The organism is Bacillus silvicola (genome assembly GCF_050524305.1).
Lineage (GTDB): Bacteria > Bacillota > Bacilli > Bacillales > Bacillaceae_G > Bacillus_A > Bacillus_A cereus_AT.
The window spans coordinates 189458-215260 of sequence record NZ_JBNGVC010000002.1 but is presented as its reverse complement, the minus strand read 5'-3'; the positions used below and the strand labels follow the sequence as shown (position 1 = coordinate 215260).

Below are 25803 nucleotides of genomic sequence, written 5' to 3'. Positions count from 1 at the left end.
AATATAAAAGAGCTTACCTTAGTAAGCTCTTTTATATCATCCCTCTCATATACCTTTACTTCACAATCGGCAATGTTACTTCACTCAATTTTACCGCTAGTTTTGTTCCTGCTTTCGGTCTAATTGTATAATCGTAGTCACTTGCGATTAAGACGACTCCTATTTGATGCCCTACTTTAAATACGTAATCATCTGGCTGCATGTCCCATGTAAATGTATAATTCTTACCGGGTTGAAGTGCCGTTGAATTTTCTATACTATTTAAGTTTTGTGGATCCATCCAACCTCTCGTTACAATTTCAGGCTTCGCTCCGCCGTAATCAACGAGTAAAGCGGTTAAATTTGAAACAGACCGATCAATATTACCTGTTATTGAAATTTTCGGCGTACCGCTTATTCGCATTTCATTTTGCAGTACAGGCATTGTATATACTAATCGATTTGCTACTTCTAGCTCTGGGTTTTCTACTAATTGATTCGATTTTATTTTTGCATCATCTACTAATGAGAAAACGTTGTTTACTGATCCCATACTTAATGGTAGATTGACTGCTTTATTACTTAAATACATACGAATTTTTGATGGTACAGCCGCTGGATCTGGCCAATTTTTTATTTTTTGCCACGTTTTATTTTCACGTTGCACATCAACCATCGGTTCATCCATAATTCCATTTTCAATTCCATATAACCAATAATCGAACCATTTATTTTGCGTTTGCTGCCAGTTATTACTTGTTGTCCCGCCATGTCCTCCTTGGTGTAACCACATTTTACGAGGAACATTATTTTCACCAAGAGCTTCCCACCACTGTACGAACTGCTTCGTTTTTACATTCCAATCATTTAGTCCATGAACAACAAACACACTAGCCTTCACATTTTTAGCATCTTTTACATAGTTACGCTTATCCCAAAATTCGTTATAATCGCCTGTTTTACGATCTTGCCCAGCAGTAAGTTCTTTAATGATCGGACCACAAACTTCAGGGTTCTTTCTTGTCAGTACTGCTTCAGCCATATTATCTGTATCTTCTCCTTGATAACCTCCTGGCGCAATAACTGCTCCATTTGCACGATAATAATCGTACCAACTACTAATTGCTGCAATTGGTATAATTGTTTTTAACCCTTCCACTCCAGTCGTTGCGACAGCATTTGGCAATGTCCCATTATAAGAAGCTCCTGTCATTCCTACATTTCCTGTAGACCAATTTGCATTTACTTCCTTACCATCCTCTGTATATGCTTTTGCACGACCATTCACCCAATCAATAACAGACTTAGTCCCTAATATTTCTTGTTCATCTCCGGTTGTCGGACATCCATCTGATTTTCCAGTTCCGATACTTTCACCTAAAATAACTGCATATCCTCTCGGAACGTAATAATTTCCGTATGAACCAAGATTAACAGCTCCATACGGTTTTCCTCCATATGCATTCAATTCTTCATCAACATTATAAACAGGAACATCTTTTAAACCAGCTCGATATGGACTCATTTCATAAATAACGGGGACTTTCACATCTGGATTCGTCTTTGGACGCATAACCTTTACTGATACACGATCTTTTTTACCATCTCGATCACTATCAACTTCTGTCTCTACAAATAGATTTTCTACGATGGCTTCATCAAGTGAATAGATTGGCTTCGTCATCCCATTTTCTAATTCAATTTTCGTGTTTGACATTAAAGCCTCTGAAATTTGACCATTTAACATAACATTTTTGTCTTTTACGGAGCTCCCTTCATTATTTTCTGCATGTGCAGTCATACTAGAAACCCCTGAAGTAATTGTTAAAGATAATATAATCGATAGTGTAATTGCTATTTTCTTTTTCTTCATACCCTTCCCTCCCCATATATTCCTTCCCTTACTATATATCAAAAATACAGAAAATTCAGTTTATATTTCATGTAAAAAGTTGAGAAATTTGTAGAACTAACTATCAAATCTTTTCATATAAAAGAAAAGGAACTAATCACAATTAGTTCCTTTCTATATACATATAAAATTGTATTTCCCCGTCTACTACCGAAACCCCGTATTCAAATCCATGCCTTTCTAAAATACTTTTTACTATCGCTAGTCCTAATCCTGTACCTGATTTTTCTTTACTACGAGAAGATTCTAATACGTAAAAAGGTTCCCAAATTTTATCTATCTCTTTACTGCCCTCAGCGGCAATACCATTTTGGATTTGAAAATACACAACGCCATTTTTCTGTTTTAATGTGATTTTTATATTTTGATTTGTTGTATATTTTATCGCATTAGAAATTAAATTTTGAAAGACCATTCTCATTTTATTTAAATCAGCATAAACAATTGTATCACCAACATTATAGTTTACTTGCAACTTGATTTCTTTCGACTCCAGTTCAATCTTATGCTTATCTATTATACTTTGGACTAGTGATTCAATAGGGAATTTTTCTTTTTGTAAAATATCTCTTTCTAGTTTAGAAAATCGCAATAACTCTTCAATTAAATTTGAAATTTGATCTGTTTGTTTAATGATTGTATCAACATATGTGCCATCATCTAAACCGTCTTTTATTCCCATAGAATATGCTTTTACTAATGCGATTGGTGTTTTTAATTCATGAGTTACATCGCCCATAAATCGTTTTAAATGTTCATTTCGATTTGTTAGATCTTGATGTGCTTCATGTAATTTATCACTCATAATGTTTATACTATTTGCTAAATCACCTATTTCATCATTCGTTTTAACTTTCGTCCGTTTAAATTTCAGACGTGAAATATCTTCTGCGACATCACTCAATTCATTCAGTGGTGTAGTGATTGTTTTTGAAAAAATCCAGACGAGCACGATAATAAGAAATAGTGAGAATCCCAAAATGTATAAATAAAATGAGTTAAGCGTTTTAATTACTTCATTGGAATGCGCGATAGAAACTCCTACTAAAATCAACATATCATCTTTCGCAATGTATTTCGCAAAGAAACTAGATTTTATCTTTTCTTGATCATATATTTTATTCGATTGTCCGAGGTTCTTCACTTTCGTAATTTCTTCTTTTGTAATCCAAAGTTTATTCAATGCAACTCTCTTTTTTGTAAGTTGCATGCGTAACTCTTCATTAATAGCATCTTCTGAACTATTTATTAATGTATAAGCAATCGTAACATTACCTTCATTTTCAATACGATTTATAGCATCATCCAGTTCTTTACGCGGTATTGACTGTATTTGCGCTGTAATGCCTTCTAAGCTTTCGCGTGTTTTGTGCACATTATATTTTGGTAAAAAATAGTTAATTAATAATAAAGAGACCGTATAAATAAGGATGACTGTTAAAGAGATGCTGAAAAATAACTTTTTGCCGAGTTTATTCACACTCTTCCTCCAAACTGTATCCTAAACCGCGATGTGTCTTTATAATATTTCCTCCTATTTTTATACGTAATCTTCTTACATGCGTATCAACCGTTCGCTCTTCCCCAAAATAATCAAATCCCCAGACGATATCTAACAACTTTTTCCTCGTTAAAATCGTTCCTTTATGATTTAAAAAACATTTTATTAATTGTAATTCTGTCTTTGTAATGTCTAGTTCTTTCTCATTTTTATATACTTTATTTTTGGTGAAATCTATTTTCAAATCTTGAACTTGAATAACATCTTCATGCTGTACAAGCTTTTTCGCTCGCGTAATTAGCACTCCCGGGTGAAATGGTTTTTTCACATACTCATCCGCCCCACTTTGAAGAGCTGCTAATTCATCTTCACTTTCACTTTTCGCAGTAAGCATTAATACTTTTACACTCGAATTCTTTTTTATTTCCTGACAGACAGTAATACCACTACTTTTCGGCATCATCCAGTCTAAAATAGCTAAGTCAATTTTCTCATCATAAAATATTTGAAGTGCTTCCTCTCCATCTTTTGCTAATAAAACTTCGAAGCCTTCTTTTTCAAAATACGCTTTTAAAATTTTCAGCATATCTTGTTCATCATCCGCGATTAATACTTTCATTACATTTCCTCCATTACTTATAAACAAATATCAATTTTATCATACAACTTCTTTGTTACATCAATGTGACATAAAAATATTTACAACGTTTGAGGGTATAGTAAGTGTGAGGTGTTGTTTCATGTTCAAAAAAATAGGAGTCATTACTCTTCTCTTCTTTTTATTATCAACAAATGCGTTCGCAAATACAAATCAACAAATTGAAGTATTTGATTGCAAAAAAGAAATGGTAGTCCAAAAACAATCTTTAGATTCAGCCATTCAAAAAGAAGCAGTTCAATACGCAAAATCAATTACTGGTCCATTTAAAAACTTAAATGTCGTTCCGAAAGATGGTCATATGATAAAAATCCCGTTATCAAAACCTGTTCCTATTACAAATCAATGGTTACATACAACAATCGATGAAGTACTCATTCTTCTCCCACTTAATGAAAAACCTTACATTATGCTTTACGATGATGAGAATAATCCACATTTTTATTATGTAAAAGGTGATCCGAAAACTTTATTGAAACAAATGAATGTTAAATTATAATAAATTAAAGAAAGATCCCACAAGTATCATTCGTGGGATCTTTCTTTATCAGTTAACAAGTTGATTTATTAATATGATTTTCATTTAAAAAATTAATAATCTGCCTTTTGTGATGATTATCGTGATCTACGAATTCCTTAATAATATATATAAGAGAATACGGCGTTCCAGTATGAGGACAATACGATACTCCATTGGCAGTTAAATGTTCCTTTAGCTTTCCAATAGACAGTCGGTTAAGCTCTTGAACAAGTAAATCTCTTTTAGCTTGTGCTTCTTCAAGAAGTTTCATCTTAGATACACCTGATTTTGCATAATTAGAGGCTAGTTTATTATATGTATCAAAGTCAGGGAACTCCATTCCCTGTCCATCTCTCACTGATGACAATGTCTCGCGTAAAAGATAGTCATCCCAGTTCATAATATGAGATATGATTTCACTAACAGTCCATTTCCCCTCTGATATTGGCGCTGTCCACATTTCTTCTTTCATATCTTTCAATGTGGTTATCCAAATTGAATACTCTTTAAAATCATTAATAATTTTATTGTCTCCCATCATCTAATCCCCATTCTAATAATAGATTCAGATAAATTATACCATTAATCCACACGAAGAGGAACAAATGTTCTTATTGAAAAGTCAATAATAATTCACTACATCCTTTTATCTAAGTTTAGATAATGGCTCGTTCCTACATACATTGTCCCTTTCACAAATCCACTCGAAGTATAAAAGTAATCCCCCTGTTTAGTATCTGTATGTAAGACAACAATAGTAAAATAGGTTTTTGCATCGCTTAAGATTCTCCCTAACAGTAACCTCCCTAATCCTTTCCGCCGGTAATCTTTTGCAATATAAAATCTCCTTAATCGACCAATTTTTTTATCTTTCGTATACGGATCTTGATTTATCCCCCCAATTCCAATTAACGTATCACCTCGAAAAATGCCATATAAACATTCTCCCGTTTTACTAAATGTATTTCTTCTACTTTCATATTCATTTATTAGTTTTATTAAGAAGTTAAATCTTTCTTCTTTACTTTCCATAACAAGATGATTGATCTCATATTTAAACAAATCTTTAATCTGCTTAATTTGTATATTTTCCAGTTTAATCCCTCACTTTCTCTATCCAAATGTATCTTTTTGAAAAATAAGAATGCCCAAGAATATATCATCTCGAGCATTCATTTGAATGTAAACTTATTTAATTTGTTATGTAAGTATTCTTCAATTCTGGTAATATGCCCTTCAGTTCCATTAAATCATCAATTACTAAATCAGCATGAGCAAGTTCATCTTCTTGTGCAAAATCAAAATTACATCCAATCGCAATCAAGCCATTATCTTTAGCTGCATTTATATCAGATAAACGATCGCCAACTACCGCTGCCTCTTTTAAATCATATTTTTTCAAAATATTTTTTACTAAGTCACCTTTATTAAGCGATGAAATTTGTTCGATACTAAAAGTTTCAGTAACCCATTGCTCTAAATCATAATGAGATACGATTGCTTTTAAATAATCCGTTAAACCATTACTAGCTATGTAAATTGAGCAACCAATTTCTTTTAAATAATTAAAAACTTCTTTTACATTCGGATATAAAGCACCTTTCCCACTCTTTATGTTTTCAATTAATCGCTCTAAAAAATAAGCATCTGTTTGTTTTCTTACTTCATTTGAATGATCAGGTAATAGCGCTTCCCAAACTTTAGGTAAAGGAACACCCATAATTTCACGGTATTTATCAATAGGTGTTTCCGCATCCCATAATTGTAGTGAGCGTAAATGATCAAATGTATCATCTAGTGATAATTCTAAGATTTTATCTGTTTGAAATAAAGTTCCATCCATATCAAAGATTAGTGCTTGTAACATTTTATACTCTCCCATTCTTTACGTATTAACTAAAATACAGTTTTACTCGAAATATGTTTAAGCATCTCAACAATAATTTCTGAACAATAATTCGCCGCAGTTTTCGCGAAATCCTCATATGAAACTTGCGCCTCATCATCTGCACTATCAGAAATACTTCTTATAACGAGAAATGGTATGTCATTTATATGAGCGACATGTCCAATTGCCGCGCCTTCCATTTCAGTACAATGTGGTGCATATTCAGTGACTAATTGCTCCTTTAATTTTGAATCCTCGACGAAGCATTCTCCGCTGACGATTCTTCCTTCATGTACAGGAACATTTAAACTACTACTATTACAAGCTTCTCGCGCTAACTCTCTTAACTCTTTACTTGCAATAAAAGATTCTTGGAACGGAAATAAATTCTTCATTTGATTTTTACTAACATCATGATGAGTAACATTTGTAGAAATAACTAAATCGCCAACTTTCACATCAGGATGCAATCCACCCGCAACTCCTGTATTAATGATAGTGTCTACATCAAACTTATTAATTAATATTTGTGTACATGCGGCAGCATTTACTTTTCCTACACCACATCGCGTAATAATAATTTCTGTATCCATGTAGTTTCCTTTATAAAAAGGCATTCCCGCAATTGTATGTTCCTCTTTTATATGTAGTTTTTCTAAAAGTAAGTCTATTTCAATTTGCATTGCTCCGATAATACCGATTCTGTTCATGTATGTAGTCCCCTTTGTTAATTTGTAATCCCTTTAATCCTCTCCGCCATAACCGAAAGTAAAAACTTCGGCAATACAAGTTGTCTCTTTATTCTTTTTGGCTGCGACATTAATCTATACAACCATTCTGTTCCAGTATCTCTCATTATTTTCGGTGCTCTTTTTACAGTACCTGATATTATATCAATCATGCCGCCTATACCAATAGATAGTGGCACGTTTAATGTTTGTAAGTTATCATAGATGAATTCTTCTTGTTTAGGTGAACCTAACCCTACTAACAATAAATGCGGATTGAATTGCTTGATTTGAGCTTTTACTTCTTCTATTTCTTCACCGTTTACAAATCCATGCTGTCCTTTAAAATGTGCATATGGATTTTGCTCTTTTAATTTTTCTAATGCTTTTTCATTACTTTCTGGTGCAGCTCCAAAAAGAAAGACACGATATCCATTTTCATTACAACATTTTATTAAATCGCGAGTTAAATCTGCCCCAGTAACACGCTCTTTCAACGTTCCTTTTAATATTCTCGATCCAATTATGACGCCAATCCCATCGGCTGTTATTAAATCCGCAGATAATAACATTTTTTTAAACTGCTTTGATGTAGCCGTGTTTTCCTTAGCTGACATAACAATTTCAGGATTTGCAGTTACTACAAATCTTGGTTTCTCTTGTTTTTCATGTAGCCAACCTTTTAATAAGCTTATAGCTTTTTCATATTCTAAAGTTGAAAAAGGTATTCCCTTTATAAGTTGGTGATCCACTATACTCTCCCCTTACATAAACTGCAAATATTCATCAATATCTTTAGAAATTTGTATAAAAGCTTTATCCCAAAATTCATAGCTTGTTATATCTATTTGAAAATGTTTTTTCATGAGTTCTTCTACTGGAGCTTTTCCGGTTTCTCGTAGAAATTCTTTATACTTTAAATGGAATGTACTTGAGTTTTGCTTCGCTATTTCTAATAAACTAAAACTTGCTAAATATCCAAATGAGTACGGATAATTGTAAAAAGGAACATCCGCAATATAAAATTGAATATATTTCATCCACACGAACGGCTGATATTCACATAGAGCATGTCCATATGCTTCTTCTTGTGCCAATATAGATAACTTCTCAATTTCGTCAGCACTTATAGGACCTTCTTTACATTTTTCATAAAAATTCTTCTCAAACTGAAATGATGCTCGAATGGCCATAACATAATTAAAAGTATTTCTTATTTTCCAGCTAAGTAATGACTTTTTCATTTCTATACACTTTGTTGTTTCAATTAAATAGTTTATGAGTACTGTTTCAAAGAAAATAGACGCTGATTCAGCTGTACTCATTGGCAAATAATCATCTAAAAAAGAAGTAGATTGTTCAAAACTCATATTATAAAAATGCCAAGCATGTCCTAGCTCATGAGCAAGTACTCTTACACTATCTATACTCCCATCATAACGCATGGAGATTCGCGATTCTTTCTCACTGAAAAATGGAGCACAAAAACCACCTGGTGGTTTATTCTCTCTCGGTTCCGCATCTACCCATCCACTTTCTATCGCATTACGTGCAAATTCTGCTAATTCTTCATCAATATCTTTTAATGCATCATATATGTTTTGTACTGCTACTGAAAAAGGAATAATAGCCTCATTATTTTCCTTTACTGTCATAAGTTCATGCCATGTAATGGAAGCTTTCCCGTTCTTATACACGTTTAAAGCGCTGGCTAATTTATCTAGATTTTCTTCTGTCGCATCCCACATTTGTAATAAAACAGTTTCAGAGATTCCATTCGCTTGAAGAGATTGTGATAAAATCTCACTATCTTCTATTTCGTTACTTTTTATATTACGTAATCTCCCTATTTGATTTAATACAGTAGCAAAGATTTCTTTTTCCTTATTTAATGCGTTTGTTAGTAACTCGAAGACTTCTAATCTTTCCTTTTCATTATCACTATTCATTGCAATATTATTTGCTTGTCCAAATGAAAATTGCTTATTATTGTACTCTATTTCTAACCTATTCCTTAATTGTATGTACATATTTTCCCATGCACTTAGTTCGTCTTTTATTAACGTAGTATTAATAATCTCGGCAGTTTCCGCTTCACTTTGTTGTATTACTTGCTGTACTTCACTTTTTAGTTCTTTTACTTTCACAGTCAATATAGTATTATCAGATGAAACACTTTCTTCAGCCGATCGACAATACAAATAGTATTCTGCTTTTTCAATAGCTTTTATAAGTTTTGAAAGAGCCTCTACATCTTTTGCTACAAAATATTGTTCTTTCAACTCCATTATTGGAACGAGTAAGTCCTCATTCGAACACAAACGATCTAAGTCCCACGTAGCAATTTCATACATTTTTATAGCCGCCTCCTATTTTTACAAATAGTTACAGATATTTCTCCCTACCCAATTATATATGAAACCGCAATTTTTTAATATCTTTAAATATTTCGTTTTTTGATAAACAGCACTAGATTTATATTCGTTTCTTTCACCACTCAAACACAAATAGCATAAACACATGAATGATACGATGTGTAAAAAAGACAATAAAGTTATTTACTTTTAAACCTAAAACAAGCATAACCCCGTTCTAAATTTAGGACGGGGTTAAAATATAGTTGTATAATTTTCGATATAAGATACTTCACTGTACTTAAAAATATAACAATAAAGTCGTTTAAAATTGAACATTATTCAACAATAGCGCCTATTGTTGAATAATGTTCAATTTTAAACGAATAAAGCCATTAATATTAAATTTTGATAGCCGTCATCCAATTTTACACCCTTTGCTTTTCTACCCTCTTCAAAAAAGCCTAAATTCTTATATAACTGGATTGCACCTAGATTATCTTCCATTACCTCAAGACAAACTTTTTCAATCTTACTGTTATTTTTAGCCCAATTGATTAACGTTTCTAGAAGAGCTCTTCCAATACCATAATTTCGATATTCAGGTAGTATGGTCATTGCAAAAGCCCCTTGATGACTAATTTTTTCTTTGTTTCCGTTCTTAAAATCTATTGCACCGACTAACTTACCATCAACTTCAGCAATAAACTGTACATAATTTGGATTTTCATGATAAGCTTTTAACGTTTTTTGAATAGCATCAACACTCATCTTTTTTACACCCTCAACCGTACTTAGCATGTATGGAGCGTTTATTAAAGCTTTTGAAGCAGCATTTAGCATTCTTTCTGCATCCTGTTCTTTAGCTTCTCTAATTATTACTGTTTTTCCATCCTTAGATTTATAAGTAAAAACGTTAGTTGATAATATATTACACACACCCTTTCGGAATATAATTAATCGGATTTTTTAACTATTCCACAATTCTTAAGTAAGAGAAAGTCGTATCACCTTTTTCTGCAATCACCCTCCTTTAACTTAATAACAATTATTTCAAATATTTTTAATTTTGACAAGAAATCGTTCCGTTATATAGCTCGATTGTTGAATAACATGACTGGCGTTTTTTAAACAACTTTATTGTGTTTTAAACGACTTTATTGTAAATTAAACAACTTTATTATCTCTGTACACGATGACTGATATAAGTAACACTTCACCAATACCATATCGACCAATTATCACAGATTAAAAATAAAAAAGGATTGATCAAAAGATCAATCCTTTACTCTACTTCATTTAAGAAAAATAACGTTATAACGCCAGGACCTGTATGTGCACCGATTGCTGCACCAATTGTATTTACAATAAATACTTCACAGCCAAATCTTTCTGTAATTAATGCTTTTAATGCTTCAGCTGTTTCTAAATCGTCACCGTGAGTCATACCGATTGTTTGACCTTTAAGATCTTTTCCGCGCTCTTCCATAATATCTACAATTCGGCCAAGTACTTTCTTTTTCCCTCTTACCTTTTCAAGTGGTACAAGTTTTCCTTCTTCTACGTTTAAGATCGGCTTAATGTTTAGTAAACCACCGATAAAACCTGCTACTTTACTTAAGCGCCCGCCTCTAACAAGGTACTGCAAGTCAGCTACAGTGAAAATATGTTCCATATGGTTCATTAGAAAATCAACACGTTTTAAAATATCTTCTTTTGCTGCGCCTTCTTTTGCCATTTTAGCAGCTTCTAAAACGACAAGTCCTTGACCAAGCGAAGCACATTTCGTATCAATAATTTCTAAATCTAAATCTGCATATGTTTCTTTTACTTCCTCTTTAATGACAACTGACGATTGATATGTACCAGACAGTTCAGATGAAAAAGCTAAATATATACAAGAATTATCTTCTTTTGCATAAGAAACAAATTTTTCTTGGAAAGTTTCAAGTGAAGGCAATGACGTTCTATAAACAGCGCCTTCTCTCATTTTTTGCAATAATGTAACTGAATTTAATGTAACTCCATCTAAATACTCTGTTTCTGCTTCATCATATACACGGAGTGGAATTAAATCAATATCATATGCCTGCAGCAATTCTACCGGTAAATCCGCCGCACTATCCGTAATGATTTTAACACCCATTTTTAAACCTCTATTCTGTTATAAATATATAAGAAATAAAATAAAAAATATTACTTTTAAATTATATACGTAAAACTAAAATGAAGAAAGGAAAAGACTTTATATTGTATGCACTATTATTCAAAACTTGAACTGCAAATAAAAATGATTTCATTTTAGCCTCTTTTTACGACTTATTACACTGTGTATAATGAGAATATTACATTTTTTCTGAGGGAGGATACATATGAGTATTCAACTAGCTACATCTAATGATTTAGAATGGATTAATAATCACTATGAATCGATAGGATTTGTACCAAGTGATTTAACACGAGACACAGTTGCGATCGTTACATATCACAACGAGTATGCAGGTGTTGGACGATTAGTCCAAATAGATGAAGATACTATTGAAATGGGTGGGATTTTTATTCTCCCTAAATTTAGAGGTCTACAATTAGCTGGAGAACTTGTCTCATTTTTAGTACAAACTGCGAAAAAATTACAAATACAAAATGTGTTTTGTCTTCCTTTTGAAGAACTAGAAAGTTTTTATAAAAAATATGGCTTTACTGAAGTTAATACTACGAAAGAAGTTGTCCACCCAATTATTCTAAAAAAATATAATTGGTGTTTGGAAAATTACGATAAACATGTTTTACTATTTAAGTTGTGAGTTTTGTAATAAAGGAGTGAATACATTCTATATTACGGCTTAGGTTAAAACAAGGAATTAACTATGTTATTTAATTAACTTATTTATTCAAGCAACATATACGCCAATCTTATGTCCGTTTTAAATAAGTGTTAGCAAGTTCGTTGACAAACTTGTTAGCACTTTTTTTAAACATACCCTTGAAGAAATTCATACAATTAAGTAACTATCCTAGCTAGCAATAATATCATCCTTCATAAATATGAAAATGAATTCATTGAGGATAAACCGTTTGGAGGATATTCTATAGCACTAAATGATTTACAAAAGATTACGCCTTGGTACGCAATGAATAAAAATAATGAGCTAATCAAGGGAATATAATCATTTTTATGTAATTCGCACTTGTACTTCCTGTTCTTGTATCACTTGAATGATTAATTCCAATACAATATTTTGTGCTAACTGATACACATTATCATGAAATGTACTTTGTTCTGATATGTATTCAATACATTGATAAATATAGCCTTCTACAAATAAGCTACCTTTTTCAACTGTAAATGCATTTTGTCCATTCTTTTTTACTTTTGGCACTAAGAATTCAGTTTTTGTCAAAACAATCTCCTGTTCCACCTCTTTTATTCCTATGACTTTTTCTGTAAATACAACTTTTTCTCGTAAACTAATTTCACCTTTATACTTCCCTATTTCTATTGGTAGTCTGGCTGTTATACTATTATTTACTTCTCCTTCATTTCCACTCTCTAATATTATACTGTGGATAGGTATCCATGTAGATGTCTCTACCTTATTCTCTTCATTATTCCCTTTAACTTTTTGATTATATAATTCAACAAGCACTCTCTTTTCATGAAGATTTAAAGAAACTAATTTACAATAAGCCTCCGAATGATACTGTTGCACTGTAGTTAATAACTTAGAATCTAATTCACTCCCCTCTGCATCTTTTTCATTTCGAAATACAAATTCATCTTGATTTTTCACATTTATTTTTGGAAATACTTTAAAGCTAGACACTTCTGAAATAATAGAAAATGGAGTTTTCACTACCATTGAATGCACTGAAGTCTCTATTTTTGATCCTAAACCTATACTTTCTCTCTTTGATTCAGTTTCTTCACTTTTTTTCTCTGATTCATTTACTACTTCTACTTTCTCTAATCCAATCACTTTATTTTCTTTTGCTGGTTCAGTCTCTTCACTTTCTTTCTTTGATTCTATTGTTATTTCTTCTTTCTCTAATTCTCTTTCTGCATACTCTTTTACTGATTCAATTTCCACCTCTTCTTTCACTAATCCAATCGCTTTATTTTCTTTTGCTACTCCAGTTTTTTCACTTTCTTTCTCTATCCCAATTACTTTATCTTCTTTTTTTGACTCTGTTTCTTCACTTTCTTTCTCTGATTTAATTGCTTTATCTTCTTTTTTCAATTCAGTTTCTTCACTTTCTTTCTCTATTCCAATTACTTTATCTTCTTTTTTTGACTCTGTTTCTTTACTTTTCTTTTTTTCTCTTATTTCACGCGAATCATCTTGAACATTCAGCATTTTCCCTTTGTAAACTTTGTTCCATATTCCTTTACCAACCAATGGCTTATCCATCACCATCCCCCCATCTGATGAAATCCATAAAAATATATTATTTTTACGCGACCATTTCATCATTATATATGTTTTATAATAATAAAAAAGACATTGTCTTTTTAATAAAGACAATGCTTTTTTATTTTTATACTTGTACTTGTTGTACTTGTAAAACTTTTAAAGTAAGATCTAGTACAATTTTTTCACGAAGAGTTCCAAATGGCTCGTTTAATTCTGTTGGACAAGGTGAAAAGTCTAATTCGAAAAATTGTGCGCTTACTAATTCACAATATGGTTGTTCGTTATAAAAAACTGCATTTTCGAAGAAATATTTGTCTAAACGTGGTAAATCACCGTTGTTAGGATTAATAAAATGAGAAGTAGTGTCTGAGGAAGAAGCTACTAAAGCTAGTGATAGGAAATCAGCTTCTGTTAGATCTGCAAAACCAGAAAATGGAACATTTGCAATGCGGTCATATAGAACCCCATTACACTCATCATTTGCATATTCAATATTTTTACGAATATACCCTTGTACAAATAATTTTCCTCTTGTAACTCGGCGGTAAGGTGTACCAACTACCGGAGTAAATGCTACAGGAACTAACTTACATTGTGTTAAAAATACATTTTTTAACACACGTTTAATCTCAGTTGCTGGAGGATCTAATGAAATATCAGATTCTACAACAATTTGAATTGTTCTTTCTGCTAATACAACTGGTATTTTTACGATTGGTGCTCCTGGAGTAACAATTGGTGTTGCCGCAGCATCACTTAATGGTGTTTGGGTTTGTCCCGCTACCTGACATGGTACATTAATTGGGCATTGTTCACTCATATTTTATAATCTCCTTTATATGAAAAATTTAGAACTTTTTAACTCTCTATACTGTATATGTTTGTCTTCTATTAATGCGTGGGTTTGTATCATAGACACTTTTATCATTTACAAATAAAAAGAGTACTCTCTCTTTAATAGTCAAATACACATAACTTAATATACTTAATTTTCATGTATATTTACCTATAAAAAATAGAATTTCTTAACTCTCAACGTGGAAAAATACAATGATACGTTAATTAAGTTCAATAGTAAAAAAGATAACCATATTTTCGAAGAAACTTTCAAAATCTATTCTTCATTTTATAATATCCATGTAACAGCAATTTAATATTGAAAGCACCTTATTGTTTATAAATAAAAACCGACTTAATAAAGTCGGTTTTTATACCTAAATTGTTGTGGAATCACTTCATCTTTATGATTCATATCGTTTTTTTACTCTCACCTTTTCCAATAGAATTTATCAATACTTCTAATGAAAACAATCTTGTCGTTGTTCTCCCCTCTAATACTATTAATTAACATCTCTCTTAATGCCTTTAGCTTAGGTAAAATTATCTTTGTATATTTTATCTTTGTAATTATAAAAAAGGACCAATTGATGTTAATTTAATTAGTCCTTTTTTATGTTGTACAATTCAATTCGTACAAACTCGTTCAATTACCTATTATTCACAAAATAAGTATCATACGTCTTATCAAAAACATATCCTAGCTTTTCTGCTAGTTTTGCAGATGTAGTATTTGCTGCATCCCAGTTTGGATATATCCCTTTTTCTAAACAGTCCAAGATTAACGCTGCACTAACTATAGTTGCTAATCCTTTTCTTCTATGATTGTGATCAGTCGCAACTTCAATTTCAATGCCATTATCATATATACTATACGATGATGCACCGCATACAACTTCTCCTTTATACAAAATACTATAACCTATACCTCGATTTATATAATCTTCTACCGTTTGAAATTGACTTGTAAAATCTTCGGAGACCTTATGTAATGTAGGGATATTTACGATATGTTCATCGATTCTTCGTAACTCGTATCCTTTTGGAAGCGCTGATATAAACGATTGTAATTTTGAATGATCGAAAACTTCCGCATTCCGTTTAAATTTATAGCGTAAAAACTTATCTATTTTTCTTTCGTAAAATGTTTCTAAACGCTTTTTCCACTCTTCACTATTTACGATTACTAACATTCTATCAGGAATGTTACGTAATAACTCGTCTGTTTCCTTCACATTTGGATCTCCAGTATAAAATGTGAAAATCCCTACTGTAACTTGCGCTATTGTCGGATTTTCAAGATTATTTACCCAAGCGGTGCCCATATGTCCTTGTAAATAAGAAAGTAACACAACATTATTAAAATCCTCAAACAGAGAAACTAATTTTTTCTAGTATGTATATTTGCTTCATATATCATTTACATTCCCGCTTTCTATAAAGTCAATATAACTCTATATCTTTATGAATCCACTTAAATAACTTTTTTTACTCATCCGTTTATTCGTCATATAAGCAAACGCCTATTACACTTAAACTTCATATAATTATAAATTATTCACAAATATAAAATTATTATAACATCTATTCAAAAAAGAAAACTTCACTTTTTTGATTTTAAAATACACATCTTTTTATCTAAATAAAACATATTTATTGATAAAATTTTATACGTATACCAAATCTATCTAAATAACTGTAAGATTTATTTATAACTAAGCTTTTTAAGGGGGATTATAAAATGTCTGATTTCTATTCTCGTCTTTCAAAAAGTGATGCCGCTGTTCTTCTAGTGGATCATCAAACTGGCCTGATTTCTAGCCTAGTGCGTGACTATGGTGTTGATGAGTTCAAGAATAATGTTTTGGCTCTTGCTAATACCGCTAGTTTTTTTGATTTGCCGGTTATTTTAACGACTAGCTTCGAAGACGGTCCTAATGGTCCACTCATGCAGGAATTAATTGAACTATTTCCAAATGCTCCTAAAATAGCGCGTCCTGGACAAATTAACGCGTGGGACAATGATGAATTTGTAAAAGCTATTGAAGCAACGGGTAAAAAACAGCTAATTATCGCAGGCGTAGTTACTGATGTTTGTGTTGCGTTCCCGGCTCTATCAGCTGTAAATGCAGGGTATGAGGTATTTGTTGTAACGGATGCATCTGGAACTTTTAGTAAACAAGTTGCTGATGCCGCTCTTATGCGTATGGCTCATGGAGGGGTACAACTCATGAACTGGTTTAGCGTTGCAGCTGAATTACAGCGCGACTGGCGAAATGATGTTGAAGGCTTTGGAGCTTTACTTGCTAAGCATCTTCCAAGTTATCAAAATATCATCGGAAGCTATATGGGAGCTCAAAAAGAATTTAGTAAATAAATTAATCAATCCTTGATTTAACTTGATATCAATTCCGAATAACTATGTAATGTAAAGACTACCAACAGTAATCTACATAATTAAGAAAAGGGCTATTGAAGTAGCCCTTTTCTTAGTTGCTTTACAAATTGACCTCTTTCATTACATTTAAGTTCACTTAAATAATATTTTTCTAGCTTTACTGTAATGGGTCCCTTCATAAATTATTGTAAAAAACCGTATCCTGATAGAAATTTGTACATAGCAATAAAAAATATAACTAACCATCCTATTTACTTCTAACATTCATATTAACAAAGCAATTTTTTCGTTCATACAATCCAATTCGTATATGTAAAAACCCTCATTATCTTGTAAGAGGGTTAATCAATATAAATACGTTATTTCTCCTTCTTAGAAGTAAAGGATTCTGTAGCGCCATTTGTATATATTTTAGTCAACTGAATAATTGATGTGTACGTATTATCGTCATTCTTTACCATCTTTTTCAACTCTTCTATTTCAGCATTACCAGTTCCACTCTCTATTCTCAAACAGTTCGAAATGTTGAGGTATCCACTCGATGCGAAAAGAATAATAAACGTAAGATCTGGGAAATTAATGAACAGTAATCCGAAGTTCAAAGGATTTGCAGCCGTATCCGATAATATCAATCGAAAATCTAATAGTTCTGGCACTTGAACAAAATCTTTAGAAACAATCGCTTCACCTACTATTGTAATTTGCTTTACTACATTCCCAAGTTCATCTGTAAATTCAATACATCTAGGCGCATCAATTGTTTCTGCTTGTAGAGATAAATTCAATTCAGAATTATAAAAGTCGAAAAAGAGTGTGCTTCCCTCCGTTAAACACTGTGGACAAACATTTCCAAGGAGACTAAAATCCTCTTCAATAAATTTAACTTTTGCTTTACAACTACACACTTTTCCTATTCGAATCGCATCAATCTTTGAACAATCTACAAAAATAACATCATTGTCCTCTTGTACAAATGACACGATACCTTTCATCTTGTTAAATGAAAGAAAATAGGATACAACAATTTCCTTTCCGGCTATTACGATACTCTCAACCTTAGTAAAAGGTTCTAGACTTTGTAAAAATTCACATATGCTATTTTGACAACATTTACAATTTCGTTTCGGCTCGCAATCCACTTACATTCAATCCCTTCCCTATATGTTTTTATCTAATACACATAATATGAGCGGGATATAAGAAAAGCTTGGACAATATAATTTTAACGTAAGGATATAATTATTTATTCATAACATTAATAAGGAAATTACATCAATAATAAGTAATAACACATAATTTTTACTATAAATACATATAACAATTTCATCTTTCAATGAAAAAGCGTTATAATGAGGTGTAGCCTCTACGATTACGTTATAAAGGAGATTAAAACAATGGCTAAAATTAAAGTGTACCAAGCAAAAGAAGAAAATATGGAAGCAATAAAAAACATCATTGATGTTGAGGAACAAAACCCAGCTGCTGAAAACTTACAAAATCTATACGCATGTGTATTAGAAACTGAAGATATGGCATTGCCTGAATCATACATTGAAGAAGATATCTTAATTGATTCTATGGAAGTTATGGTTAACGCTTCTCAGAGCAAACTAAGAGACTTAGGTACATACGATGTAATCGAAGTTCAAAACAAGGGTAAGAAAACACAAATTTTATTATTAGCAGACGAAGAATACGAAATTATCGAAGGCTAATCTAAATCCGTACATATGAAAAAAGCTCCTTTCAAAATTGAAAGGAGCTTTTTCTTTACGCTTTTGATGTTTCACTTTTTACCTTGTTTTGTTTTTTCTTAAATACCATGCGCTCATTTCCCATAAAGAAAATGAATACTAATGCTAAACCTGCTGGTACTAACGCCCACATAAATGTTTGAACGATTGAACTAGAAAGAGCGTCAATAATTTTATCTAATATTTGCGGCGGAATTTGAGATCTTGCCGATTCTGATAGAATAGCTCTTGAATCTCCTAAAGCGTTCGTATTCATCCCCCCGCTCATACCTTTAAATGCCTCTTCTAGCTGGTTCTGGAAACCAGTTCTTTGAATCATTCCAAAGATCGTAATACCAAGCGTCATACCTAATGAACGAATGAAGTTACTCGTTGAAGTCGCAGACCCGCGTTGTTCCATACCGAAGTTGTGAATAGCTGCCATACTTAGTACAGAGAATGAGAAACCGACTCCAAATCCGATAATAATCATATAAATCGTTAATAATACACGACTTGTTTCTGGCGTTAACGTGCTTAATAAGAATAATCCAAGTAGCATAATAACAGCAGAAATAATCATAATGTTTCGGTAGCTAAGCTTAGTCGTTAAAAATCCGCCTAACTGCGCTGTTACGACTGATCCTAACATCATCGGTAAAAGTAACAATCCTGAGTTTGTTGCAGTCCCGCCATATACACCTTGAATAAATAACGGAATGTACACAGTTGCTGACATAAATGCAGCCCCGTAACATAATGCAATAATTGTACTCATTCCGAATAAACGTTGTTTAAACATCTCAAATGAAATGATTGGTTCTTCTACTTTTCGTTCAATAACAATAAAAGCAATTACTAAAATAGCGAACCCAGCAAATAAACTTAAAATAAAGCTAGAATCCCAATCATATTTTTGTCCGCCTAGTTCTAGGGCAAACATTAAACAAACTACTGCACCAACTAAAGTAATTGCGCCAAACCAATCAATCTTTTGCTTTCTATGAACTCGTGACTCTTTATAAAATAATGTAATAAAAATAAGTGCTAAAATTCCAAGTGGTAAGTTAATATAAAATACCCAGTGCCAGCTAATATAATCCGTAATATATGCGCCAAGTAATGGCCCGAAAATACTTGATAAACCAAATACTGCTCCGAATAATCCACCCATTTTCCCGCGTTTTTCTGGAGGGAAAATATCAAAAACGATAGTAAATGCGATCGGCACTAGTGCCCCGCCGCCAATACCTTGAATGGCACGATAAATACCTAACTGTGTAATATTTTCAGCAGTTCCACAAAGTGCCGAACCAATCATAAAGACGATTAAACCGAAAATAAAGAATCTCTTTCTACCATACATATCTGATAGTTTACCGAAAATCGGCATGCCTGCCATTTCTGCGACCATATAGGCAGAAACGACCCATACAAAGTTTTCAAGGCCTCCTAAGTCACCAACAATCGTTCCCATCGCTGTTACGACAATGGTATTATCCATTGATGCCATTAAAATACCTAGCAATAAGCCCGCCACAACAAAGCCGAGCTTATTATTCTTCTCAACCATAACCTTGCTCTCCCTCGCATTACTTATATTTGTTTATGTTCTTTTACGACTGCATTACCTTTTTGGTTAAAACTAGTATGATATTCTACAACACTAATTTCACATCCTGGACCAATGGTAACGTTGTTTCCTCTTACTACTTCAGCAATCGTATGCTCTAAATAAATCTCATCTCCTTCAATGATAGACGTTTGAAGGCTTCCTGCGTCACTTGTAAATGGAATGAATCTCGCTTTTTTACGAACGGAAATCTTCTTACCACCAATTTCTCTCACTTTACTTCCTTCATAACGAAGTGAAATTTCTATATTTTCAGCATTAAGTAATCCATCACTTTCAAGACCACCCGTTAATGATAATTCCTCTAGTTCGATATCTCCTTTCACATTTAAAGCGCCTTTCACATCTACGAAATCACCAGTTAACTTCCCCTTAACTTCTATCATACCCCTTACTTTTATTTTTTCAATATGAGCATCACTATTCATTTGTGTATTTCCGTATACTTTTACATATTCCGCAGTTACATTTCCTTGTACTTCACTATCTCCATACACGACATAATTTTTCACTTTCATATTGCCACGTACATCACTCGTGCCGTACGTTTTAAATTCATTACAACTCATATCATTAGAAATCGTTCCTTCGCCGCGTATCTTCACTTTGTTATAATCTCCACCTGCTGAACTACCAGAACCATTGACAGTAAGACTATGTTGATGTCCCATACTCATTTCTCCCTTCCTTTAAACCTGCTTAATTTCTTTTACATTTGCACTTTTATCAACAGTAAGAACACCAGTATATTCAATAAGTTCAATCTCACAGTTCGGTCCTACTGTAACATTGTTTCCCCTTACCGTTTTTATGTGCGCATAATCAATATCGATATTGTCACCTTCTAACAATTCAGCTTCTAACTGTAAGCCAAATACTGTTTTAAATAGTCTACTAAAAGCGCTCAATCTATGTTTTACTTTAATGGTTTGGCCACCAATTTCTTTCGCTCTACATGTACCGTGAATATTTATATTAATTTCATCTGCGCTTAGTAATCCACCAACTGTAAATTGCCCTTCTGAAGAAAAAATATCAACTTCACAATTACCATCAATCGTCGCTTGACCATTGATTTTAAATTCTTCACCAGTTACATTACCACCTATCGTCCCTTTTCCTGCAATTTTCAAAGTGGTCGCCTTTACATCTTGTGTAATTGTCCCTTTCCCATCGATTCGCATCGTTTTTGCACTAACTGTACCCTCAACTTTGCCTGATCCGCTAATTCTCGCATCGCCACTTTTCAAATCACCAGTAACAGTTCCGTAACCATTACATTCAAATTGGTCGCATTCAACGTTTCCATTAACAGTTCCTTTTCCATTTAGTTGCACTTTATGAAACTCTCCACCGTTTGATGAACCATATCCATTTATAATTAAATTTTCTGTACGCATTATTTCTCCTCCACTACAACAGTTTAGTTTTTAATGCTTCGGTATATTTCATAATTGCTACACGTAAAACAATCTTTGTTCCCTTTTCAAAGATTAAATCCTCAACGCTTGATACTAAGAAGCATGTAGAAATCCCTAACTTCCGAATAATAACTAAGTCACAATTTTTATGTTTAATCGCTTCATAATTTTCACGTAAAACTTGTAAAACCATTTTCCCTTCTTCTAAGCTAACGTCTCCTGATTGAAGAAGTTCTTCTAACACGTATACATAAAGAATATCTGCAAATTGAAAATCTGCCGTTTTGTTCGTTTGCTCCATGAAAAATTGTAAAACAGTCTCTGATGTAATTCCTTTACGGATGAGATCTTCTTTTGTTAAAAAAATCTCTGTTACGCTTGGTGAAAACATATTTGCCAATTCATCAAGTGATAGATCTTCTTTCATCGTTTGAATTTTATCAATACGCTCTAATATCTTTTCTTTCGGAAAAAATGTTTCCTGACCTGTGAACGTTGACTTCCGTACAAACCAATCTTCCGGTATTAAATTTTTTCTCTTCCACCTATATAACTGTCCGTATGAAATACCAGTTAGCTCTAATAAATCTTTTTTTGAAATTAAATCTGTACTCAACTGTATAACACTCCTTCCTAATATCAATGTAACATAACACTGTTACGCTGTAAATAGACTTTTATCGCAAATAGCGTAACAATGCGTAAAACAAACATGTCTTGCACACAAAAAAGGCTCTTACACATCTCATAAAAAATGCGTAAGAACCCTTATATATCATAGCTTAAACCATATTTCATAAAAATCAATCCAACCTTGTGAATTAATTATTATATTTTGTATTTTTTCGTGTGAACTTACTTGCTGTTTGTTACGATACAAAGGAATGATATGAATTTGACGTAACAGTGTATCCTCAATATCGCGTAACAGTGTAAGTCGCTTCTCTACTTTACTCTCCATAAAGTACGGCTGCAATGTTTCGTTAAAGTTTATATTACTTTGCTGATGAATAAAACTGTTTTTTGTAAGAAACATGTATAGTAAACTTTCTTCAATACGCTCGCTAATTGTCGCACTATCATGCATAATATCAGCCTTTTGTATCGTACTTATTTGCAACAACTCTTCTGTTTCAAGAAATTCAATATCAATTTTAATTCCGTATTTCGTACACTCTTTTTGTATCCAATTGGAGTCTTCAACATGATCTTGTCCTGTAAATGTGTATAGTCGCAATGTCTCATTACGGTAAGAACTTTCTTTAATAAGAGTATTTATGTCCTCATTTATATGTATTGTACCACTCTTTGTTAGCACCAATTCTTCGGCTATCTCTCCGCGCGCTCCTTGTAATTCCGCAACAATCGCCTTGCTATGAATGATTTTATATAAAGCTTTCCGAAACGTCTTATCTTGCATGGGCCCTTCTTTTGCAGTATTTAACGTAATGTATGTTACATTCGACTCAAGTCGAGTTAGTTCTTTATGATGCTTTTCTATATCTTTATATCGTGCTTTCGCTAAAACATCGTACGTATTAACACTGTGCTCTACATTCCATAATTCAATTCGGTTGAGAAAAGGTCGCTCTCGAAAATAATAATCATGTGCTTCTAGTACGAATACATCCTCATTATTTTCACATAACTGAAACGGTCCTGTACCAATTAAATTACCTTTTTCATCTTCACTCACAATAGAACACTGTTCTGAACTTAAAACATGTAAAAATAACTTATTATCTGTAGATAAATGAATCTCCACAATGTAGTCATCTAGTATATGTAAGCTTTCTACATGCTGTAACATCCAAGCATGCGGATTATTTTTAGCTTTCAAGAACCGTTCAAATGTATGTATAACGTCATGCGCGATAAATTCTTTCCTGTTATGAAACTGAACACCTTTTCGTAAGTAAAAGGTCCATATATGTTTCTGATCATCATACTCCCAATAAAACGCCAGTCGTGGCTCTACATTGTTTGTACTTCCGTCTACATACACTAACGTGTCATATATATGTTTGACCATATGACATTCCGAACGCATCGTAGCGTATACAGGATCTAATGCAATGTCTAGATTCATTTGAACTTGCAAGCGGAGCACATCTCTTCTCCCTTGAGATGTCCTTTCAACTTGATAACCAAATATCGAATCTATCCAAGTTTGAAATTGAGCTTGGAGCGATGGGAAATACGAGATATACCTTTCAATAAACGCGTTTCCGCTTTTTACGTCCCCTTGTTTCGTTATTTCTTTTCCTCTTTCTAAAATTAAGGAAAGCGGATGTTTTTGAAATAACAACTTTGAACGATTCCCTCTTCCTCGGCCAGGAAACCACACAATCCAATGTAATTCTTCTAATTTTTTTATGATTAGTTTACTATTCCGCTCTGTACAAAATAATGTTTCGGATATATTTTGTATTGTTATTTCTAATTGCTCCCCCTCTGCTCTCCCTTTTCCATACTGGAGCCATAGGCTCATATATTGCTCCAAAATGCTCATAAAACGCCCCCCTAAAAGATGAAAAATCTTCCCCTTTCATTCTACCCTTTTTCATTTGTAGCTTCCATCTTATCATTTTAATATAGAAAGGAGGAATTAGAAATGAATCATCTTTTAAAACGTTATAACAGGCCAATCCTCATTCGGTTGTTCGGTGAATTGTTAGTCCGGACGACTGAAGCAATGTTAGCTATCATTTTTATCGTTCACGTTAATAAAGTGTTAAATGGTAATGTCATCGTTACAATGCTTCTTTTCGGATTACAGCCTCTCGCTGATATTGTATTTACATTAATTGCTGGAGGTGCAACAGATAAATACGGTCGTAAGAAAATCATGTTACTCGGCTTAATTTTACAAGCTTTCGCCGTAAGTGGATTCGTTTTTGCTGAATCCGTCGCCTTTTTCGCCTTATTATATGTCGTAAATGGTATTGGCCGCTCTTTATACATTCCGGCACAGCGCGCTCAAATTGCTGACTTAACAAGAGCAGAACAACAGGCCGAAATATTTGCGGTTCTGCAAACGATGGGAGCAATTGGCTCTGTAATCGGCCCATTAATCGGTGCTTTTTTCTATAATAGTCATCCTGAGTACTTATTTATTGCACAAGGTGTGACTCTTACTCTTTATGCTGTACTCGTATGGACTCAGCTTCCTGAAACAGTTCCACTCATAAAAAACGTTAATAAAACGAAAGAAGTATATTCACCAAAACATTTCATTTCGAAACATTACGCTGTGTTTGGACTTATGGTTTCTACGCTACCTATTAGTTTTTTCTATGCTCAAACCGAATCGAACTATCGTATATTCGCCGAAAGTATATTTCCAGATTTTCTATTCATACTTGTATTTATCTCAACTTGTAAAGCAGTCATGGAAGTTATTCTTCAAATTTTCCTTGTGAAATGGTCTGAGCGATTTTCTATGCCTAAAATCATTGTTATTTCTTATACTAGCTTTACTTTAGCTGCGATTGGCTACGGTTATTCCACAACAATATGGTCATTATTCTTTACATTACTCTTTTTAGTAATTGGGGAAAGTATTGCTTTAAATCATTTACTACGATTCGTTTCACAAATCGCTCCAAGTCATAGACGTGGATTGTACTTTTCTATTTACGGTATACATTGGGATATTTCAAGGACTTGCGGGCCTTTTGTAGGTGCACTATTATTAAGCAAATTTAGCGGCAGTACTCTATTTTATATTTGTGCCTTCTTATTAATAATTGGCGGTATTATTCAAGCTTTTTTTGTTCAATCGTTAGAAAAAAGCAAAGTAAAAGAGCTGTCCCTATAGGAACAGCTC

24 protein-coding genes and 1 pseudogene are annotated in these 25803 nt (G+C 32.9%); 5 read left to right on the top strand and 20 right to left on the bottom strand.

Annotation, left to right across the window (positions count from 1 at the left end; all coding sequences use genetic code 11):
- Positions 1 to 55 precede the first annotated feature (55 nt).
- From ACP6L7_RS08100 to ACP6L7_RS08090, 3 genes are all read right to left on the bottom strand, one after another.
- Positions 56 to 1852, bottom strand: coding sequence for a Xaa-Pro dipeptidyl-peptidase (locus ACP6L7_RS08100; RefSeq protein ID WP_097829437.1), 1797 nt, complete (start codon positions 1850 to 1852; stop codon positions 56 to 58).
- Positions 1853 to 1994: 142 nt separating this feature from the next.
- On the bottom strand, positions 1995 to 3371 hold the full coding sequence (locus tag ACP6L7_RS08095) for a sensor histidine kinase (protein ID WP_097829438.1): 1377 nt from the start codon (positions 3369 to 3371) through the stop codon (positions 1995 to 1997).
- A complete protein-coding gene (locus ACP6L7_RS08090) occupies positions 3364 to 4011 on the bottom strand; it encodes a response regulator transcription factor (RefSeq protein WP_097829439.1) in 648 nt (215 codons plus the stop codon). The genes ACP6L7_RS08095 and ACP6L7_RS08090 overlap by 8 nt, the downstream gene beginning before the upstream one ends.
- Positions 4012 to 4132: 121 nt before the next feature.
- Between ACP6L7_RS08090 and ACP6L7_RS08085 the strand changes: the two genes are divergently transcribed.
- Positions 4133 to 4549, top strand: coding sequence for a hypothetical protein (locus ACP6L7_RS08085; protein WP_097829440.1), 417 nt, complete (start codon positions 4133 to 4135; stop codon positions 4547 to 4549).
- Positions 4550 to 4601: 52 nt separating this feature from the next.
- Here ACP6L7_RS08085 and ACP6L7_RS08080 read toward each other — a convergent pair whose 3' ends face one another.
- The 8 genes from ACP6L7_RS08080 to ACP6L7_RS08045 all read right to left on the bottom strand — a co-directional run bounded on the left by ACP6L7_RS08080 (position 4602) and on the right by ACP6L7_RS08045 (position 11686).
- Positions 4602 to 5108, bottom strand: a complete 507-nt coding sequence (locus ACP6L7_RS08080; protein WP_097829441.1) for a DinB family protein — start codon at positions 5106 to 5108, stop codon at positions 4602 to 4604.
- Positions 5109 to 5206: 98 nt separating this feature from the next.
- Positions 5207 to 5602 carry a GNAT family N-acetyltransferase gene (locus ACP6L7_RS08075; RefSeq protein ID WP_373605117.1) on the bottom strand — a complete coding sequence of 132 codons (396 nt, stop codon included), beginning with the start codon at positions 5600 to 5602 and terminating at the stop codon, positions 5207 to 5209.
- A 160-nt stretch (positions 5603 to 5762) separates the two neighbouring features.
- Positions 5763 to 6437 (bottom strand): HAD family hydrolase, encoded by a 675-nt coding sequence (locus ACP6L7_RS08070; protein ID WP_097829443.1) that lies wholly within the window; start codon positions 6435 to 6437, stop codon positions 5763 to 5765.
- Between the two features lie 29 nt (positions 6438 to 6466).
- Entirely contained in the window at positions 6467 to 7168 is a 702-nt protein-coding gene (locus ACP6L7_RS08065; RefSeq protein ID WP_097829444.1) for a 5'-methylthioadenosine/adenosylhomocysteine nucleosidase, read from the bottom strand.
- Between the two features lie 17 nt (positions 7169 to 7185).
- The gene (locus ACP6L7_RS08060) at positions 7186 to 7938 is read right to left on the bottom strand and encodes a WecB/TagA/CpsF family glycosyltransferase (RefSeq protein WP_097829445.1); all 753 of its coding nucleotides are present in this window, start codon (positions 7936 to 7938) and stop codon (positions 7186 to 7188) included.
- Between the two features lie 12 nt (positions 7939 to 7950).
- A complete protein-coding gene (locus ACP6L7_RS08055; protein WP_097829446.1) occupies positions 7951 to 9540 on the bottom strand; it encodes a M3 family metallopeptidase in 1590 nt (529 codons plus the stop codon).
- A gap of 378 nt (positions 9541 to 9918) precedes the next feature.
- A complete protein-coding gene (locus tag ACP6L7_RS08050) occupies positions 9919 to 10479 on the bottom strand; it encodes a GNAT family N-acetyltransferase (RefSeq protein WP_015000610.1) in 561 nt (186 codons plus the stop codon).
- A gap of 346 nt (positions 10480 to 10825) precedes the next feature.
- Positions 10826 to 11686 (bottom strand): DegV family protein, encoded by an 861-nt coding sequence (locus ACP6L7_RS08045; RefSeq protein ID WP_097829447.1) that lies wholly within the window; start codon positions 11684 to 11686, stop codon positions 10826 to 10828.
- Between the two features lie 226 nt (positions 11687 to 11912).
- Here ACP6L7_RS08045 and ACP6L7_RS08040 point away from each other — a divergent pair, with 226 nt between their 5' ends.
- Positions 11913 to 12344 carry a GNAT family N-acetyltransferase gene (locus tag ACP6L7_RS08040; protein ID WP_097829448.1) on the top strand — a complete coding sequence of 144 codons (432 nt, stop codon included), beginning with the start codon at positions 11913 to 11915 and terminating at the stop codon, positions 12342 to 12344.
- A gap of 369 nt (positions 12345 to 12713) precedes the next feature.
- Here the strand turns inward: ACP6L7_RS08040 and ACP6L7_RS08035 are convergent, their stop codons facing one another.
- From ACP6L7_RS08035 to ACP6L7_RS08025, 3 genes and pseudogenes are all read right to left on the bottom strand, one after another.
- A complete protein-coding gene (locus ACP6L7_RS08035; protein ID WP_098361716.1) occupies positions 12714 to 13949 on the bottom strand; it encodes a BC_2427 family protein in 1236 nt (411 codons plus the stop codon).
- Positions 13950 to 14076: 127 nt separating this feature from the next.
- The gene (locus tag ACP6L7_RS08030; protein ID WP_097829450.1) at positions 14077 to 14772 is read right to left on the bottom strand and encodes a CsxC family protein; all 696 of its coding nucleotides are present in this window, start codon (positions 14770 to 14772) and stop codon (positions 14077 to 14079) included.
- 667 nt (positions 14773 to 15439) lie between these two features.
- Positions 15440 to 16209, bottom strand: a pseudogene (locus ACP6L7_RS08025) (GNAT family N-acetyltransferase).
- Between the two features lie 321 nt (positions 16210 to 16530).
- On the opposite strand from ACP6L7_RS08025, the gene ycaC reads away from it, so the two are divergent.
- A complete protein-coding gene (gene ycaC / locus ACP6L7_RS08020) occupies positions 16531 to 17166 on the top strand; it encodes an isochorismate family cysteine hydrolase YcaC (protein ID WP_097829452.1) in 636 nt (211 codons plus the stop codon).
- Between the two features lie 380 nt (positions 17167 to 17546).
- Here the strand turns inward: ycaC and ACP6L7_RS08015 are convergent, their stop codons facing one another.
- Entirely contained in the window at positions 17547 to 18326 is a 780-nt protein-coding gene (locus ACP6L7_RS08015) for a BC_2878 family exosporium-associated protein (protein ID WP_097829453.1), read from the bottom strand.
- Between the two features lie 255 nt (positions 18327 to 18581).
- On the opposite strand from ACP6L7_RS08015, the gene ACP6L7_RS08010 reads away from it, so the two are divergent.
- Positions 18582 to 18902 (top strand): hypothetical protein, encoded by a 321-nt coding sequence (locus tag ACP6L7_RS08010; RefSeq protein ID WP_430529019.1) that lies wholly within the window; start codon positions 18582 to 18584, stop codon positions 18900 to 18902.
- 55 nt (positions 18903 to 18957) lie between these two features.
- Here ACP6L7_RS08010 and ACP6L7_RS08005 read toward each other — a convergent pair whose 3' ends face one another.
- The 5 genes from ACP6L7_RS08005 to ACP6L7_RS07985 form a co-directional block, all read right to left on the bottom strand.
- Positions 18958 to 20493 (bottom strand): MDR family MFS transporter, encoded by a 1536-nt coding sequence (locus ACP6L7_RS08005; protein WP_097829455.1) that lies wholly within the window; start codon positions 20491 to 20493, stop codon positions 18958 to 18960.
- Between the two features lie 23 nt (positions 20494 to 20516).
- Positions 20517 to 21224: a polymer-forming cytoskeletal protein gene (locus ACP6L7_RS08000; RefSeq protein WP_097829456.1), complete on the bottom strand. Its 708-nt coding sequence runs from the start codon at positions 21222 to 21224 to the stop codon at positions 20517 to 20519.
- 18 nt (positions 21225 to 21242) lie between these two features.
- Entirely contained in the window at positions 21243 to 21953 is a 711-nt protein-coding gene (locus ACP6L7_RS07995; protein WP_430529018.1) for a bactofilin family protein, read from the bottom strand.
- A 13-nt stretch (positions 21954 to 21966) separates the two neighbouring features.
- The gene (locus ACP6L7_RS07990; RefSeq protein ID WP_097829458.1) at positions 21967 to 22590 is read right to left on the bottom strand and encodes a YhbD family protein; all 624 of its coding nucleotides are present in this window, start codon (positions 22588 to 22590) and stop codon (positions 21967 to 21969) included.
- A gap of 159 nt (positions 22591 to 22749) precedes the next feature.
- A complete protein-coding gene (locus tag ACP6L7_RS07985; RefSeq protein WP_098361715.1) occupies positions 22750 to 24486 on the bottom strand; it encodes an ABC transporter substrate-binding protein in 1737 nt (578 codons plus the stop codon).
- A gap of 102 nt (positions 24487 to 24588) precedes the next feature.
- Here ACP6L7_RS07985 and ACP6L7_RS07980 point away from each other — a divergent pair, with 102 nt between their 5' ends.
- Complete coding sequence (locus tag ACP6L7_RS07980; RefSeq protein ID WP_097829460.1) at positions 24589 to 25794, top strand: MDR family MFS transporter; 1206 nt, start codon at positions 24589 to 24591, stop codon at positions 25792 to 25794.
- Positions 25795 to 25803 lie beyond the last annotated feature (9 nt).